Genomic DNA, 20,414 nt, shown 5'->3' with positions numbered 1-20,414 from the left:
GTTTGTGTTATAGTAAACATATGTTTACTTAATAGTAAACTGACTCATATATGCGCCTTTTCATTTTTATCCCCTGTTTTCAGCACAGCTCTGTGATGGCATGTCCATATTGTCCTGTCATCCCTGTTTGTCAGCTCAGCAATCTGGTGGAATGTGAGGGATTCAACATTCTTGAGATAAGATGCAATTGATTCAAGAATTGACAATTTTTTCTTGGATAAAAAAGAGACAGGAATGAAGTATTGGGATGCTCTGATCTTTATTTTTTTATCCTTCACATTGTTGTAAGTTGTCCATATTGTCTTGCTGCTTCTGTTAAGCTTTGCTGCAATCTGCGTTATTGTGAGTGATTTGTTTTCTTTCAGAAATTTGACAACAGCTTCCAAGGGGCCAAGTTCATTTTTGAAAATGGAGATCGGCACTTTTTCTTCTTTTTGCATAAGGATGAGGTCAATAAGCTCGTCTTTTGTTTTTTGCTGCAGGAAATTACGAGAGCCAGGGCTGGCTAAATCTGCGCCCATTTTCATTGTTTCTGCTGCCTTGATTTTATCCATTTACTTTTTCCTCGTCCTTATTATGACAAAAATCACTATTAAAACCATGACTAATCCGAATATCCCGAACATGAGCCACTGTGCATTAAATCCTGCAGATCCTTTTTCCCCGAGAACTTCAAACACATCTGTTGAGACTGCTTCTCTTCCAGTGTATGTGACAAAAGTTTCAAACGTATACATTCCCGGCTTTATGGTTGAAGGAGTCGGGAGCACCAGCTCTTTTTCTTTCTGCTCGACAACTGCCAGTGTTTCCGACCTTTCTGTTATCAATTCTCCAGCCATTGTTTTCATGCTGTAAGTCACAAAGACATCAACTTTTGCTTTTGGTCCGCCGACATTGAGCATTTGTAAGAGTGCCTTTACATCTTCTCCTGCTTTTATTTTTGGAGTCAGGACTTTTGTGATTACATCAAAGCTCGGCACATCTGCCTGGGTGTACATCTCTGTCTTGATGTGCTTCTGATATTGAGGATCCCAGCCGCCTATGATTGCAGGCAATACCCATGAGCCGCCTCCTGCTATTGCAATGCTGTAATTGATCAGTATAGAATCATTTTCGTATATTGTTCCGTCCCAATTTGTGAAATTGTAGCTGAAGTTGTATGCGAAAACTGATGCGGGCTGGCCGTCTGGCAGCGTTGAATTGTAAGGATTGCCTAATTTGTAATCTTCTGGCTCTGTCAATGTCTTGTAGCTGTTTGAAGTTTTGTTGTAATAAGTTATGTTTAATCCGACTAAATTTGATTTTGCTGTTATTGAACTTGGCAGATAATCAACTAATAAGATGCTTGTTAATTTTCCACCTAATGACTGCATCTCTATGCCAACTGTCACGTTTTGAGGGTTAGCTGGATCAACTGATATTTTTTTGTAGCCTCTTAATACGATTTGAGATGATGTTATGTTTGTCAATTTGAAGTCTGCTGCTTCGTTTGACGCAATATCCTTGACTGTAACATTTGTGTAGACAATTCTTGTATCGTTTGGGTTCATCATAGAGCTGTTCATCAGGTAATTGATCTGTATGCTGTCGTTTTCAGTCATGTAATATCCCAAAGAAGTTGACATGTTTGAGATGTTTATGATTAACCAGGTGTTTACTGTTCCTGCATAGTCAACTATTGTTTTTGTTACATTTGCAGTTATGTCAATTGTGTTTGATCCGGCATCGCTCCAATTGATGAAAAGAACAGAGATTCTTGATTCGTTTTCATATACGAAGTCATATGGAATTTCATCTGTGATGTTTATGAAGGAAATATCGTTTGTTGTCCTGTTGACTTTTACAGTTGTTGTTACATTAATTGTTTCAGTTGAAGCTGCCATTACCATATCTGGCGATAATGTTTTTGTGATCAGGAAGGTTATGTTGAAGGTTACATTTGCAGGAGGTGCTGCTGCAGTTGAATTCAGTCTGACATCAGCCTGCTGGCTGCTTGTTATGTATTTTATTGTTGAGTTGGCTTGATCGCTGTAATTTGCAGTGAAGTTGGATGTGTAATTCACAATGACTGTTGCATTCTGCACATATTCTATTGTTGCCCATTTTCCTGTGAATCCAGTTGCTGCTGTTGTGTCGTTCCATTGCCGAATCCAGCTTCCTGTGCTGTTTTCATAAGCGAATACAGTTGCGCCTGATACAACTGAATCATTTGACCAAGTTACATTTACATCGACATACCATTGTACTGTAAAATTGCTAAAATCACTTGCAGAGCCAGTTACATTGACTTTGCTCTTGTTGAAGCTGTTGTTTAAACTCGTAACCCAAGAATTATTGGTTATGTAAAAGTCCCACAATGAGCTTCTAATGAAGGTTGCATTTGAAACTGTGACATTTGCTCCATCACTTGAATTAATTCCTACTGAATTATTTTCAAAAACCCCTCCAATTATGCTGATATTAAAGACATTTTCTAAGAAAATTCCAGTTGAATTGTTGTTCGTTGTAATGCTGTTATTTATCAGGCTGTCATTCGAGCTTGATTGCAGCCATATTCCAGAAGCATTTGTATACCCAGTGGTTATTTTGTTTCCTTTTATTGTCAAGTTATAATGATTAGATGAAAAAATCCCAAAGCCTGCGCTTCCATTTGTTGTTATTGTGTTGTTTTCTATCCTGTTTGATTTCGCTTCAGACGAAAGCCTCATGCCCATACCATCACTTCCGCTTGTTTTTATTGTGTTGTTTAAAATGAAGTTGTCGCCAGCTCCCAACAAATGAACCCCGAAGCCATTGCTGTTGTTCGTTGTTATTGTGTTGTATTGGCTTGTTGTATTGGCGCTGTTTGAAATCCTAATGCCATCTCCCTGATATCCGCCTGTTGTTATTGAATTTCTTTCTACAATATTTGAGTTTGAAGCCGTTCCCATAAATACCCCATAACTGTAATTTCCATAAGTTGTGATTGTATTGCCTGAAATGTTGTTAGAAACTGAGCCTTGAGTTATAAAAATCCCATGACTTTCATTTCCAAGAGTTGAAATAGTATTGTTCAAAATAGTGCTGGAATTAGAGCCAGAATCCAGGCGGATTGCAGTTGAGCTTGTTGTAAGAACGTCTCCTGTAGCCAGTATATTATTTTGGATTGTATTTGAGCTTCCTGAGCTTTTGATATTGTTGCTTAAATCTCCGTTTGTTGTTATGGTGTTGTTTGTAATGATGTTTGAATTTGACCTTTTATCGAGAAAAATACCGTGCCCAGAGCTTCCTGTTGTATTTATTGAATTTCCCGATATATTGTTGTTTGCTGAAGCAATCCGCAGATAAAGCCCATATTTTGCTCCATCACTTATGTTATTTCCTGTAACTTTAACATTGCTGATATTGAAAAGCTGAATGCCTTGGCTCCTTATTGGCGTATATCCGGCACCTCTTGTAATTGAGTTTTGCATTGTAAAGTTGTCATTGTTTCCGTTGCCAAACACCCAGAAGTCATATTCAAAATTAGAGTTGTTTGATATTATTTCAGTTGCATCTTCCTGAGTTGAGGCGTTATTATCTAAATCATAGATGTAAAGGCCGCCATTCGGAGATTTATTGATGAAATTAGAGCCGTCTCCGAACATTGAGAAGTTAATTGTAACATTGTAAAGGGTTAAGCTGCCATTGTTGAAGATTGTAATGTTTCCGGCTACATAGATTGTCTGATTTGCGCATGTTACATTTGATGTTATGTTCCATGTTGCCTGCCCTGCTGTATAATTTCCAGCGCAGTATGTTGTAACTCCTGTCTGAGATTGCAGCCTTACATCTGCCTGTTGAGAGCTTGTGATGTATTTTATTGTTGAATTTGCGCTTGTTGTGTAGTTTGCTGTGAAGTTGGAAGTGTAATTTACAATTGAAGTGCCATTCTGCACATATTCAATTGTAGCCCATTTGCCTGTGAATCCGCTGTCTGCTGTTGTATCTGTCCATTGCTGAGCCCATGGTCCTGTAGAGTTTTCATAAGCAAATACAGTTGCTCCTGATACAGCAGAATCATTTGACCATGTTACATTGACATCAACATAATATTGATTTGTGAAATTAGAATAATCATTTGATATTATTGCTGTTGTTGTTCTGTTGGCATACAGCACATACCCATACTTATCCTGACTTGCTATAATCACATCATTCTTTCCATCTCCATCTATGTCTGCTATTTCTAAAGCTCCGTCTGCGTAATCAGAGCCTATTGCACCTCCAACTGTATAGTTCCACAAACCACTTCCAGAATAGTTAAACGCCATAATATTAGAAGTATTTGAAACAACCAAATCATCTAAACCATCATTGTCTAAATCTCCAACTGCTAAAGAATCAGTTGTATCACTACCAACAGAAGCATTCCAGCTCTGGTTTCCAGAGGCGTTTAAGACAAATAAAACATCTTGACTACTATCAACAAAAGCAATTATTCCATTATTTGAGAAATTGCCGAATCTTATTTCATAAATGGTATTGGTTGGGTCTGTGAAGTTCCATAACAAAGAGCCAGAACCATTATAAGCTTCTATATCATAATTATTGGTATAAGTACCAACTACAATATCTTCTCCTACTACACCATCAATATCTTTTATTTCTATTGAATATGTTATTCTACTTTTATTCCATTGATGGTTTCCAGAGCCATTATAAACCAAGAAATAACTATTACCTGCTATCCCCGTTATGCTAACTACAATATCATCAGTATACCCATCATTATCTAAATCTCCTGCCTCAATCTCATCACTTCTCGTATCTGTAATAGCATTTGTCTCTATTGTATTGTTCCATATTTCACTACAATTACCATAAAATGAATATATAAATCCAGTATTAATATCTAATCCCCCCGAGATTACAATCTCGCTCTTATTCCCATCCTCATTAAAATCACCAACAGCAGCAGCATAAGCAGTTCCCAAATCACTGCTGTTGCAAATCTTATTCCCATACCTGTCTAATAATAATAAAGAGCCTTCTGCGCTTCCAACGCTGTCAATAACAGCAATAGTATTATTATAGCCATTGCCCCTGTTAAACACTTCAATGTCATAAACCAAGCCAGTGCTTCTGGTTGTTGTTCTGTTGGCTCTTAATACATAGCCGTAATTATCTAAAGAGCCAACTATAACATCATTCTTTCCATCTCCGTCTATGTCTGCTATTTCTAGGGCTCCGTCTGCATAAAAAGAGCCTATATCATTTCCAACTGTATAGTTCCATAAATTAGTTCCTGAGTTGTTGAACATTAAAACTTCATCTGTTCCAGCACTATCTTGCGCAGAAATAACAATATCATCCAAATTATCATTATCCAAATCTCCAATTGCTAAAGAGTAATAAGTATCATATCTTGTAGCTAAAGAAGCATTCCAGCTTTGGTTTCCAGAAGCGTTTAGAACAAATAAAGCATCTTGTCCAATATCAACAAAAGCAATTATTCCATTATTAGAGAAATTACCAAATCTTATTTCATAAATAATATTGGTTGGGTTTGTGAAATTCCATAAATTAAAACCAGAGCCGTTGTAGGCATTAATTTTACCAGACGAAGTAGCGTCAATTAAAATATCTTCTCCTGCTACATTATCTATATCACCTATTTCAATTGAAAATGGAAGAGTCCCAAAATTAGAAGAATTCCATATTGATGCTCCAGAACCATTAAAAATCTGGAGATAACCATTTACAACTACACTTCCATCTACTACTGCAATATCATCATAATAGCCATCATTATCCAAATCTCCTGTTTCAACCTCAGTAACAGTATCACCACTAAGCAACGAATTATTCCAAATTTGTGTACAATTTGAATAAAATGTCCAAATAGCAGCTCCAGAACCACCAACCACAACCTCACTCCTATTCCCATCCTCATTAAAATCACCAACAGCAATAGAATAAGCAGTTCCCAAATCAGCAGTATTGCATAACTTATTCCCATCCTTATCCAAAATAATCAAAGAGCCATTTGCAGAGCCTTCACTATCAATAAAAGCAATAGTGTCATTAAAGCCAGTTCCTCTGTTAAACACTTCAATATCATAAACAATAGCTCCAGAATTAGAGCTGAATGTATGGTTCCAAATATTATACCCTCTGCTGTTATAAGCATAAACCTTTCCAACACCGCCAAACACAATGGAATCTTCCTTGCCGTTTCCTTTGGTGTCAAACATTCCTGCTGAATACAAGGCAGTTGTTGTATTTGAGCTGTTCCAGAACTGCACAAAAGTATTATTGATGTAGTTTGAATAAGAGTTAATGTTGTATTTCCAGTACATGCTATTGCCTTTAAAGGCAGAAACAGAGCCTGTGCCTCCCCATACAACATCGTTATCAGCAGTGCCATTATCAAGATTAGCTATTCCAGCAGAATATAAGGCAGTTCCTGTTGAATTGGAATCGTTCCAATACTGCTGGAAATTGGAATAATTGTAAGTGGTTGTGTTGGAACTGCCGCCAGTTATATTGACTCCAGACTTGTTGAAGCTGTTGTTCAAGCTTATGAGCCATGAATTGTTTGTTATGTAGAAATCCCACAATGTGTTTAAGACAAATGTAGTATTTGTGATTGTTATATTTGTTGATTGTGAAGCATTAATCCCCACTCTGCTGTATTCCAGAGAGCCTCCGATGATTGTGATGTTGGAGGCGTTGCTCAATGCTATTGAAGCATTGCCTGAGTAGGAGATGTTGTTGTTCAGCAGCAATGCAGAAGCTGTAAATGTGTTTGTGAAAAAGATTCCATGCTCTGTTGAGTTGAGTATTATGTTGTTTGTTATATTGTTCTGCTCTGGAAGGCTTGCTCCAGAGTTTGCTATTCTTATTCCATCTCTCCCAGATTTTGTGATGTTGTTTAAGTTAAATATGTTGTTGTCTGAATTACCAAAAACATAAATCCCGTCTGTACTTGAGCCTGTTGCATTGATTATATTATTCGTTGCGTTGTTGTTTGAGCTTGCAGAAAGATAAATGCCATAAGCAGTGCTTCCGTTTGTTGTTATTGTGTTTCCTGTTATGTTGTTATTTGAGCCTGCTGTAATGCCATAGCCCGAGCTTCCGCTTGTTGTTATTGCATTGCTTTGTATTGTATTTGGGCTTGAAGTAAGACGGATGCCGCCACCATTAGTTGCTATGATTGTGTTGTTCTGCAAGGTATTTGAAGTTGAACTCCCAACAAAATAAATGCCGTAACCAGAGCTTCCGCTTGTTGTGATTGTATTGCTCGTTATATTATTTGAGTTTGCGCTTGTATCAAGAATAATGCCATTGCTGCCATAAACAATAATGGTCCCGCTTGTTGTAATTGTATTACCCCGTATTATGTTTGAGTTTGCGCTTGTATAAAGATAAATGCCGTCACCATCCGCTCCCGTTGTATTTATTGCATTGCTTGTTAAATTGTTGTTTGTTGAATATCGCAGATATACTCCAAATTGATTTCCTCCGCTTATGTTGTTTCCAGTAGCAACAACACCACTCACATTATATAACTTAATACCGCAACTAATTTTTTCAGAACCCCCGCCGCATTGAGCATTGTAATATCCCGCATCCCTTACAAAAGAATTCTGCATTGTAAAGTTGTCATTCAATCCATTGCCCCAAACCCAGAAGTCATACTCAAAATTGCTGTTGTTTGATATTATCTCAGTTGCATCTTCCTGAGTTGAAGCATTGCTGTCTAAATCATAAATATAAAGACCACCATTAGGGGATTTATTTATGAAATTAGAGCCATCTGCAAAGGCAGAGAAGTTTATTGTAACATTGTAAAGATACAAACTGGCATTGTTCAGGATTGTTATGTTCCCATCAACATAAATCGTTTCATTGGCGCATGTTATGTTCCTGTCAACAGTCCAGTCAGTTCCCTGTGTGTAATTTCCAGCGCAGTATGTGGCTGGAGGAGGGGTCATATTTATCCTCACATCAACCTGCTGTGATGAGGTTATGTACCTTATTGTTGAATTTGCCTGTGCGCCATAGCTTGCTGTGAAGTTGGATGTGTAATTTACAATTGTTGTCCCATTCTGCACGTATTCAATAGTTGCCCATTTACCTGTGAATCCGTTTGTTCCTGTTGATTCTGTCCATTCTTGTGTCCATGATCCGGTGCTGTTTTCATAAGCGAATACAGTTGCGCCAGATACAGCAGAATCATTAGCCCAAGTTACATTGACGTCAACGTAATACTTATTTGTGAAATTGCTGTAATCATTGCCCAGATTAGTCACATTCACCAGGGCTTTGTTGAAGCTGTTGTTAAGCGATGTGATATATGAATTATTTTCAAGATAAAAGTCCCACAATGTGCTGCCGACAAAAGTGGCATTTGCAACAGTTATATTTCTTGAGTTGGTTGCATTTATTCCTATTTTGCTGTATTCTAAACTTCCACCGATTATCGTTATGTTTGAGGCATTATTCAGGAATATGGAATTATTGCTGGAATAAGAGATGTTGTTGTTGTAAATAAATTGTGAAGCTGTCTTTGTATTGTTTATTAAGATTCCGCTGCCAGTTGAATTTAGAATGATGTTGTTTGTGATGTTGTTTCGCTCTGGAAGGCTTGTTCCTGAATTTCCAATTCTTATTCCATCTCTGCCTGATTTGGAGATGTTGTTTAAGTTAATTATGTTGTTATCTGAATTTGAAAAGATGTAAACACCATCTGAATTTACTCCTGTTGCATTTATTATGTTGCTTGTTGCATTGTTGCTTGAGCCTGAAGAAAGCCAAATGCCATAAGCAGTGCTTCCGCTTGTTGTAATTGTATTGCTTGTTATGTTTGAGTTTGAGCTTGAAGAAAGATAAATGCCATATCCATTAACGTTGCTTGTCGTTATTGTGTTGCTTTGCAATGTGTTTGAGCTTGAAGAAAGAAAAATGCCAAAACCACCACCCCCGCCTGTTGTTATTGTATTGCTTGTTATGTTTGAGTTTGAGCTAAAAATAAGATAAATTCCATATCCGGCGCCTCCGTCTGTTGTTATTGTATTGCTTGTTATGTTTGAGTTTGAGCTTGTATCAAGATAAATGCCATATCCATTAATGTTGCTCGTTGTTATTGTATTGCTTTGCAAAGTATTTGAATTTGAGCTTGTAAGAAGATAAATGCTATATCCAGAAATTGCAGTTGTATTTATTTGATTGTTTGATAAATTATTATTTGTTGAATATTGCAGATACAATCCATAACTTGCTCCATCACTTATGTTGTTCCCTATAACTTTAACATTGCTTACATTGTAAAGCTGTATTCCTTGGCTATTAGAGCCATAGCCAGCATCTGTAACCTTGCTGTTCCTCAAAGTAAAGTTATCATTTGCTCCATTGCCAAAAGCCCAGAAATCAAATTCATAATTGCTGTCATTTGACATTAGCCAGCTTCCATCTTCCTGCGTTGAAGCATTGCTGTCTAAATCATAGATGAATAAGCCCCCATTAGGAGATTTGTTTATGAAGTTAGAGCCGTCTGCAAACATTGAGAAGTTAATGGTTACATTGTAAAGCGTTAAAGAACCATTGTTGAATATTGTTATGTTCCCATCAACATAGATTGTCTGATTTGCACAGGTCAGATTAGAAGTTATGTTCCACGTTGCCTGTCCTTGAGTGTAGCTGTTATTGCAGTATTTATTCGGATTCTTCAGCACAATATCAACCTGAGTCCCTGTAATGTTCTTTACGCTTACATTATAGGTTGATGAATTTGACAAGTATCCAGTCAATGATGCAGTTCCTGTATGAAGATTAGAGCTGTTTATTGAGCTGGCATTCTGTATGTAATCAATCACAGCAAACCATCCAGTTAAGCCATTAGTTGTTGTGTCTGTCCATTCCGATGCTCCATATACATCAGTTGAGGTTACAGAGGAAGAATTCATGTGGATTCCGCTTGAATTAGTTACATTCGCCCTTGCATACCACATTACTGTGAAATTGCTGAAATCGCCAGGAGAGCCTGTTATGTTTACGGCAGTTGAATTGAAGCTGTTGTTCAAGCTTATGAGCCATGAATTGTTTGCTATGTAAAAGTCCCACAATGTGTTTAAAACAAATGTTGCATTTGCTATTGTTACATTCACTGATTGTGAAGCATTTATTCCCACTCTACTGTATTCCAGAGAGCCGCCTATTATTGTGATGTTTGATGCATTGTTCAACAATATCGAGAAATTGCTCGAATAAGAGATGTTGTTATTATAAATGAATTGAGATGCTGTTAATGTATTGTTCAGGAATATTCCGCTTCCAGTTGCATTCAGAATTATGTTATTTGTTATGTTGTTCCGCTCTGGAAGTCCTGTTAATTCCTTTTCAAGCCTAATTCCATCCCTGCCTGATTTTGTGATGTTGTTTAAGTTAATAATATTGTTATCAGAATCCCCGATATAAATTCCATCTGCATTAGTGCCTGTTGCGTTTATTTTGTTGCTTGTTGCAACGGTGTTTGAAGCATAATCAAAATAAATGCCATAACCACTGCTTCCAGTTGTTCTTATTACGTTGCTCGTTAATGTATTTGAGTTTGCGATAAGCTCGATGCCATGACCAAGACTTCCAGTTGTTGTTATTGTATTGGCAGTTATATTGTTGTTTGTGCTTGAAAGAAGATAAATGCCCATATCTCCTATTCCACTTGTTGTTATTATATTGCTTTGCAATGTGTTTGAATTCGAGCTTGTATCAAGATAGAGCCCATGTTTACTGCTTGTTGCCGTTATATTTATGAAATTGTTTGATATGTTCGAGCCTGAGCTTGAATAAAGGTAAATGCCATGTCCTGATTTTGTGTTTATTGTGTTGTTTTGTATTGTGGAGTTTGAGCTTGCCCAAAGAGTAATGCTGTTGCCGTTGGCTGCAGTTGTATTTATCACATTATTTGATATGTTGTTGTTTCTGGATTTATTCAAGAATAGGCCATGCAGTCCGCTATCGCTTATATTGTTCCCTGTGATAACAACATTGCTTACATTGTAAAGCTGTATTCCGTTGCTTGTTCCGGCTGTTGAATAACCTGCATCTGTAACCCTGCTGTTCTGCATTGTAAAATTATCATTCAAATTATTTCCAAACACCCAGAAGTCAAAATCATAAACTATGCTCGTGGTATTTATTATTGTTGCGTCATACTGTGTTGATGCATTATTGTCTAAATCATAGATGAATAAGCCTCCATTCGGCGATTTGTTGATGAAATTGGAGCCATTCGCAAAGGCCTGAAATACGATTGTTACGTTATACAGATATAAACTGGCGTTGTTTAGGATCGTAATATTGCCAGCAACCGGAATCGTCTCATTGGCGCATGTTATATTCCTGTCAACAGTCCAGTCAGTTCCTTCTGTGTAGTTTCCAGCGCAGTATTTTATTACAACAGGTATCCTTATATCAACCTGCTGGCTGCTGGTTATGTATCTTGCTGTAGAGTTTATCTTTGTGCCATAGCTTGCAGTGAAGTTGGATGTGTAATTCACAATAGTTGTTGCATTCTGGACATATTCAATAGTTGCCCACTTGCCTGTGAATCCGTTTGCTCCTGTTGATTCTGTCCATTCCTGAGACCAGCTGCTTGTTGTATTTTCATAAGCGAAAACAGTTGCTCCTGATACAGCAAAGGAATCAGAGTCTGTTACATTTACATCAACATACCACATGACTGTAAAGTTGCTGAAATCGCCTGCAGAGCCTGTTATGTTTACAGCAGTTGAATTGAAGCTGTTGTTTAAGCTTATAATCCATGAATTATTTGTTATGTAGAAGTCCCACAACGTATTGCCAATGAAGGTTACATTAGCTATGGTTACATTGATTGATAGGGAAGCATTTATTCCAACGGTATTATTCTCTAAAATACCGCCGATTATTGTGGCGTTTGAGACATTGTATAAAGATATAGCCGCATAATTAATGCCAGAGTATGTTATGTTATTGTTATAGAGCAACTGATAAGCATTCAATGTTCCATTTAAAAATATCCCATTCTTGCTGGCATTTAAGATCATGTTATTTGTTATGTTGTTTCGCTCTACTGCCCCGATCACTTCAATTCCATTATCACCTGCAAATGTTATATTGTTCAAATTAATTATATTATTGCCGGTATCAGCGACAATTCTGATTCCATCAGCATTAGGGCCGCTTGCGTTAATCTTGTTGCCTGTTACTTTGTTTGAGCCAGCACCAAGGGCAATGCCGTAGCCGTTGCTTCCATTTGTGTTTATTATATTGCTCTGAACTGTGTTTGAGCCTGAGCTTGAAACAAGAAAAATGCCAAACCCATTAACACTTCCGCTCGTTGTCACTGTATTGCTCTGAATTGTGTTTGAGTTCGACCCTGTAGAAAGATAAATGCCATAGCCAGTGCTTCCAGTTGTTGTTATTGTATTGCTTTGCAATGTGTTTGAGTTTGAGCTTGTAAGAAGATAAATGCCAAATCCAGCGCCACCTGTTGTTATTACCGTATTGCTCTGAACTGTGTTTGAATTCGAGTTTGTCTGAAGATAAATGCCGTAGGCAGAGCTTCCTGTTGTTATTACTGTATTGCTCTGAACTGTGTTTGAATTCGAGTTTGTCTGAAGATAAATGCCTACCAAAGTTGTATTTATTGCATTGCCCGTTATGTTATTGTTTACTGATGTCAGCAGATATAATCCATGTCTGGCACCATCACTTACATTATTCCCTGAAACAACAACATTGCTCACATTATAAAGCTGTATTCCCTGAGATTTAGTTAAATATCCGGCATCTGTAACTTTAGAGTTCTGCATTGTAAAATTATCATTTCCGCCATTCCCATAAGCCCAGAAATCAAATTCATAATTAGAATCATTGCTCATGAGCCAGCTTCCATCTTCCTGAGTTGAAGCATTGCTGTCTAAGTCATAGATAAATAGTCCTCCATTCGGAGATTTGTTGATGAAATTAGAGCCGTCTGCAAAGGCAGAGAAGTTAATTGTAACATTGCGTAATGTTAAGCTTGCATTGTTGTATATTGTTATATTCCCATCAACATATATTGTCTGATTCGCGCAAGTCAGATTAGAAGTTATGTTCCAGCTTGCTTGTCCTTGTATATAGCTGTTATTGCAGTATTTATTCGCATTTTTCAGCACAATATCAACCTGAGTTCCTGTAATGTTCTTGGCGCTTACATTATAAGTTGAGGAATTAGTAAGATAGCCAGTCAAGGAAGCAGTTCCTGTATGCAGATTATAGCTTACTGCTGCTGTTCCGTTCTGTATGTAATCAATCACAGCAAACCATCCAGTTAATCCATTAGTTGTTGTGTCCGTCCATTCTGCTGCTCCGAATACATCAGTTGAGGTTACAGAGGAAGAATTCATATGAATTCCACTTGAATTAGTTACATTTGCCCTTGCATACCACATTACTGTGAAATTGCTGAAATCACCCGGAGAGCCTGTTATGTTTACAGCAGTTGAATTGAAGCTATTATTCAAGCTTATAACCCAAGAGTTATTCGTTATATAGAAATCCCACAATGAATTTAATACAAAAGTGGCATTTGTTATTGTTACATTTACTGACTGGGATGTGTTTATCCCTGTTCTGCTGTATTCCAATGAGCCGCCGATGATTGTTATGTTTGAGGCATTGTTCAATGATATTGAATTATTGCTTGAGTATGAAATATTATTGTTGTAAATAAACTGAGAAGCGGTTAATGTGTTGTTTATGAAGATTCCGCTTCCAGTTGAGTTTAAAATAAGGTTGTTCGTTATGTTGTTTCGCTCTGGAACGAACATTCCTGCTGCAAAATTTTCTAATCTTATTCCGTCTCTGCCTGATTTTGAGATGTTGTTTGAGTTAATGATGTTGTTGTCTGAATTAGAATAAATGTAAATTCCATCTGCATTTGCTCCTGTCGCATTTATTATGTTGCTTGTTGCATTGTTGCTTGAGCCTGAAACAATATAAATGCCAGTTCCAGTGCTTCCGCTTGTTGTAATTGTGTTGCTTGAAATATTGTTTGAACTTGTATCAATATAAATGCCATATCCAGTGCTTCCGCTTGTTGTAATTGTGTTGCTTATTATATTGTTTTTTGAACTTGTAGAAAGAAAAATGCCATATCCCAAGCTTCCGCTTGTTGTAATTGTGTTGCTTTGAACTATGTTTGAATTTGAGCTTGAAGAAAGATAAATGCCAATATCTACAGTCGTGTTTATTGTATTGTTTGATAACTTGTTGTTTGGTGAGGATTGTAGATATAAACCATATCCTGCTCCATCACTTATATTATTTCCACTAATTATAACATTGTTGACATTATAAAGCTGGATTCCCTGGCTTCTTAAGAAAATATTGAAATAACCAGCATCACTGACTTTGCTGTTTTGCATTGTAAAGTTATCATTCAACCCATTTCCAAAAACCCAGAAGTCATACTCGAAGTTGGAATTATTGCTCATTATCTTAGTAGCATCATACTGTGTTGAAGCATTATTATCTAAGTCATAAATGTAAAGACCGCCATTCGGGCTTTTGTTGATGAAGTTTGAGCCGTCTGCAAATGCAGAGAAGTTTATTGTAACATTGTACAATGTTAAACTGCCGTTGTTGAATATTGTTATGTTGCCATCAACATAAATCGTTTCATTCGCACATGTCAGATTAGAAGTTATATTCCACGTTGCCTGTCCTTGTATATAGCTGTTATTGCAGTATTTGTTTGGATTCTTCAGCACAATATCAACCTGAGTTCCTGTAATGTTCTTTGCGCTTACATTGTAGGTTGATGAATTAGCAAGATAACCAGTCAATGATGCAGTTCCTGTATGCAGATTAGAGCTGTTTATTGAGCTGGCATTCTGTATGTAATCAATCACAGCAAACCATCCTGTCAATCCGTTAGTTGTTGTGTCTGTCCATTCTGATGCTCCAAATACATCTGTTGAAGTTACAGAGGAAGAATTCATGTGAATTCCGCTTGAATTTGTTACATTTGCCCTTGCATACCACATGACTGTAAAATTGCTGAAATCGCCTGGAGAGCCTGTTATGTTTACAGCAGTTGAATTGAAGCTGTTGTTTAAGCTAATGAGCCATGAATTGTTCGTGATGTAGAAATCCCACAATGTGTTTAAGACAAATGTGGCATTTGCGATTGTTACATTTACTGATTGAGAAGCATTTACACCAACCCTGCTGTATTCCAATGAGCCGCCGATTATTGTGATGTTTGAAGCATTATTCAGTAATATCGAGAAATTGCTCGAATAAGAGATGTTGTTATTATAAATGAACTGAGAAGCTGTTAAAGTGTTGTTCAGGAAAATTCCGCTTCCAGTTGAATTCAGAATGATGTTGTTTGTTATGTTGTTTCTTTCTGGCAGATTTGCTCCTGAGTTTCCAATCCTAATTCCATCCCTGCCTGATTTGGAGATGTTGTTTAAGTTAATGATGTTGTTGTCTGAATTTGACCAAATATAAATTCCATCTGCGTTTGTGCCAGTTGCATTAATTTTATTGCTTGTTGCGTTGTTGCTTGAACTTGAAGAAAGATAAATGCCGTATCCCAAAGTTCCATTTGTTGTTATAGTATTGCTTGATATGTTTGAATTATTGCTTGAAGAAAGATAAATGCCCCAAGCATTAAGATTACTTGTTGTTATTGTATTGCTTTGCAATATGTTTGAATTTGAGCTTGAAGAAAGAGAAATGCCATAACCAGAGCTTCCGTTTGTTGTTATTATGTTGCTCTGCAATGTGTTTGAATTAGAGCTTAAAGAAAGAGAAATGCCATAAGCGGCAATTCCGCTTGTTGTTATTGTGTTGCTTTGAAGTGTGCTGGAATTTGAGCCCGAATCAAGATAAATGCCAACTCCATTGTTTGCACTAATTGTTCTTGTTGTAATTGTATTGTTCTGTATATTTGAATTTGAGCTTGCAGAAAGGTAAATGCCATAACTAGTACCATCGCTGTTTGTTGTTATTGTATTGCTCGTTATGTTATTTGAATTTGAACTTGAAGCAATAGAAATACTATGTCCAGCGGTTCCAGTTGTTGTTATTGTATTGTTTTGCAATGTATTTGAGTTTGAGCCTGAAAAAAGATAAATTCCATATCCCTCAATTACAGTTGTTATTGTGTTGCTTGATATGTTATTGTTTGCTGAGTATTGCAGATACAATCCAGAGTAAGCACCACCACTTATATTATTCCCTGTAACTTTAACGTTACTCACATTATAAAGCTGTATTCCCTGGCTTTTAGTTGAATAGCCAGCATCTGTGAACTTTGAGTTTCTTATAGTCAGATTATCATTATTTCCATTCCCAAAAGCCCAGAAATCAAACTCATAATCTGAATTATTGCTCATAAGCCAGCTTCCATCTTCCTGTGTTGAGGCATTGCTGTCTAAATCATAAATATATAGGCCGCCATTCGGAGATTTGTTTATGAAGTTTGAGCCGTCTGCAAAGGCAGAGAAGTTGATGGTTACATTGTAAAGCGTTAAGCTGCCATTGTTGAATATAGTTATGTTTCCATCAACATATATTGTCTGATTCGCGCAAGTTAAATTAGATGTTATATTCCATGTTGCTTGTCCTGCTGTATAACTATTGTTGCAGAAGCTTCTTGGATTCTTCAGCACAATATCAACCTGAGTTCCTGTAATGTTCTTGACGCTTACATTGTATGTTGAAGAATTGGCAAGATGGCCACTAACCCCCGAAGCTGATGCAGTATGCAGGTTGTAATCCAATATCACAGTTCCATTCTGCACATAGTCTATTGTTGCAAACCATCCAGTTAATCCATTAGTTGTTGTGTCTGTCCATTCTGATGCTCCAAATACATCAGTTGAGGTTACAGAGGAAGAATTCATGTGGATTCCGCTTGAATTAGTTACATTCGCCCTTGCATACCACATTACTGTAAAGTTGCTGAAATCGCCTGCAGAGCCTGTTATGTTTACCGCAGTTGAATTGAAGCTGTTGTTTAATGAGATAATCCATGAATTATTTGTTATGTAAAAGTCCCACAATGTGTTTAATACAAATGTTGCATTTGTTACAGTTACATTTACTGACTGGGAAGCATTTACACCAACTCTGCTGTATTCCAGAGAGCCAGAGATGATTGTTATGTTTGAAGCATTGTTCAATGTTATTGAAGCATTGCTGGAATAAGAGATGTTGTTGTTATAAATAAGTTGAGAAGCTGTTAAAGTGTTTCTCAGGAATATTCCGCTTCCAGTTGAATTCAGAATGATATTGTTCGTTATGTTGTTTCTTTCTGGAATGTTTGTTCCTGAGTTTTCAATCCTTATTCCGTCTCTGCCTGATTTGGAGATGTTGTTTAGGCTGAGAATATTATTGTCTGAATTACCAGAAATATAAATTCCATCTGAACTAGCTCCTGTTGCATTTATTATGTTGTTTGTTATGTTGCTATCAAAATTATTTGATAAACTTCCATCAAGATAGATGCCATAAGCATTGCTCCCGTTTGTTAATATTGTATTGCTTAACATTTTTGCTCTTGTGCTTGCGCTTAAAGTAAGATAAATGCCATATCCGGTGCTTCCGCTTGTTGTTATTGTATTGCTTTGAATTGCTCCAGAAGCCCCGTTAATCCAAACTCCAAATCCGTTAGTATTGCTTGTCGTTATTGTGTTGCCTGTTATGTTTGCATCTGAGCTTGTCAAAAGATAAATGCCATAGCTATTGCTTCCATTTGTTGTTATTGTGTTGCCTGTTATGTTGTTTGCTATTGAGTTTGTGATAAGATAAATTCCATAACCAGAGGTTCCGTTTGTTGTTATTATGTTGTTTGTTGCGTTGTTGTTTGAGCTTGAAGAAAGATAAATGCCATAGCTAGTGCTTCCGCTTGTTGTTATTGTGTTGCTTGATAATGTTGAACTTGAGCTTGAATCAAAATAAATGCCATAGCTAGTGCTTCCGTTTGTTGTTATTGTGTTGCTTGATATGTTGTTTGAGGTTGAGCCTACAATAAGATAAATGCCATAAGCGGAGGTTCCAGCTGTGTTTATTGTGTTGTTTGTTATACTATTATTAACAGTGGCTCCAGAAATTCCATCAAGATAAATGCCATAAGCAGAACTTCCATTTGTTGTTATTGTGTTGCTTTGCAATGTGTTTGAGTTTGAGCCTGTGCGAAGAGAAATGCCAAATCCAGAGCTTCCATTTGTTGTTATTGTGTTGCTTTGCAATGTGTTTGAGTTTGAGCCTACAAGAAGATAAATGCCATAAGCGGAGGTTCCAGTTGTGTTTATTGTGTTGCCAGATATATTATTTTTCGTTGAATACTGCAGATACAAACCATATCTTGCACCCTCACTTATATTATTCCCTGAAACAACAGCGTTGCTTACATTGTAAAGCTGTATTCCTTGGCTCTTAGTTGCATACCCTACATCTGTGAATTTTGAGTTTCTTATAGTCAGATTGTCATTCAATCCATTTCCAAAAGCCCAGAAATCATATTCATAAGTTGAATCATTGCTCATGAGCCAGCTTGCGTCTTCCTGCGTTGAAGCATTGCTGTCTAAGTCATAAATAAACAAGCCCCCATTTGGAGATTTGTTTATGAAGTTAGAGCCGTCTGCGAATGCAGAGAAGTTGATTGTAACATTATACAAAGTTAAACTGCCATTGTTGAAGATTGTTATGTTGCCTGCAACGTAGATTGTTTCATTCGCACAGGTTATGTTGCCAGTTACGTTCCATATCGTCTGGCCTTCTGTATAGTTGCCATTGCAGTATGTAACTATTGCTCTTACTGTCAGCGTATAATTGCTCAGTGAGAAGTTGCAGTTGCCATTCCCTGCATTGTCGCAGAACCTCACATTCCAGATATAGTTGCCAACTGCCATATTGCTTCTTGTAAAATTAGTTGAATTTGAAGTTCCGCCCATGATTATGGTTTCATTCGGCAGCCATACTCCTGTATAATTCCAATATAAAGTAGCGTTCACTAACTGCCTGTCATCTGTTCCGGAAGCATTGAATGTAAAGCTTGTAAGTGTTGAGCTTGTTCCATCAGCAGGAGAAACTAATGAAACATTCGGCATTGTATCTGTTTTAACAGTCGCATTGTAGGTAATGCTCTCGCCAATGTTTTTAGCAGTGTCATTTGCATAATACTTCCAGCCATAGCTTACGCCAGCAGCAAGAGAAATGTTTTTTGTTGTAACTGCATTATATGAAGTTGGATTAGTGGCAATATCGACCCATGAGTCATTTGCCCAAGTTCCAGTAATATTGGTAGAAAATATATAGCCGTCAACAGCATTGTTGCTTATTGTGATGTTCATTGTAACATTTTCATACTGCCATCCAGAGCTGTTTAAGGCATTTGAAAATGTTGGCGAAAGGGTATCAACGATTAAAGTCCAATTTTGCGATGTCCAGTTTGAATTGTTAGCTAAATCAAAAGCACGGCAGCCCCAGATGTAAGTGTTGGAAGGCAGTGTTTTGTTCCACTGGCAGCTTGCAGTTGTTCCTGTTACATTGCACCATGAGTCATTCAAAGCCCATGTTCCAGTGAAATTGCCCCACAGCGAAATGTTCTTTAAATTAGAGTTGTCAGTTGCAGAGCAGTTAAACACAACACTTCCATTGTTATTAATGGAGTTGTTGGCTGGGTATTGCTGCAATACTGAAGGAATTGTTAAATCAGGCGGAGCTGCAACTGTTATCAGATTAGCAGTTGTATTTAAATTCCAGGTCATCTGGTCAGTTTCAGTTGATGTTTCGTTTGTTGTGATGTTGTAAGGAGAAGCTGCAGATGAGCCAGTGCAGGCCAGTATATTCCACGTTACAGTTCCTGTCTTTGACTTTGCCCAACCCAAAGTTGCTGTTCCTGCTGTAGCATTCAGCGTGCAAGTTTGGCCGCCAGGACAAGATGTGGACATGGAAGTTACATTGAAGTCATTGCCATTGCCGCATGTTTCATTTATTGTTGTTTTTTGCTTGTTTACATCTTCTAATCTCAGCTCAACAACCCAAGTATAGCTTCCAACTCCAAAGTTGTCTGTTGAATAGCTTATTGTAACAGCTGCAGGATCTCCTTCTGTTAAAGTCATGTCATTAATTGAGGATGAGCCATCATTATCGCTTAAAATCTGGTCAGATGCAATCTGCCAGTACCTTGCTTCTGAAAAGCCGCCAATCTCTGCCTTGCCCAATAAATAGAACTGAGGAGATTCATCTGGAGCGTCAAAGGTGTAGCTCAGCTTATATTTTCCGCCTTTCTTGAGGTTCGCATTAAAGATTATTTCTTTGTGGTCTCCGGCATCAACAACCGCGAAATCAGGAGCAGCAAGGTTAAGGGATGTTTTTTTGGCTTCGATAATATCCGCTTCGGGATTTTT

At 37.3% G+C, this 20,414-nt stretch carries 2 protein-coding genes; both read right to left on the bottom strand.

From position 1 onward, the window contains the following. Nucleotides 1-44 precede the first annotated feature (44 nt). Nucleotides 45-554, bottom strand: coding sequence for an HTH domain-containing protein (locus Q7J54_00475; GenBank protein MDO8740030.1), 510 nt, complete (start codon nt 552-554; stop codon nt 45-47). Further along, nucleotides 555-20,228, bottom strand: a complete 19,674-nt coding sequence (locus tag Q7J54_00470) for a right-handed parallel beta-helix repeat-containing protein (protein MDO8740029.1) — start codon at nt 20,226-20,228, stop codon at nt 555-557. Between the last annotated feature and the right edge of the window lie 186 nt (nt 20,229-20,414).

Source organism: Candidatus Woesearchaeota archaeon (assembly GCA_030651135.1).
In the GTDB taxonomy this organism is placed as follows: domain Archaea; phylum Nanobdellota; class Nanobdellia; order Woesearchaeales; family JACPBO01; genus JACPBO01.
The sequence above is the reverse complement of the archived record's forward strand: the minus strand, read 5'-3'. Positions and strand labels throughout refer to the sequence as shown.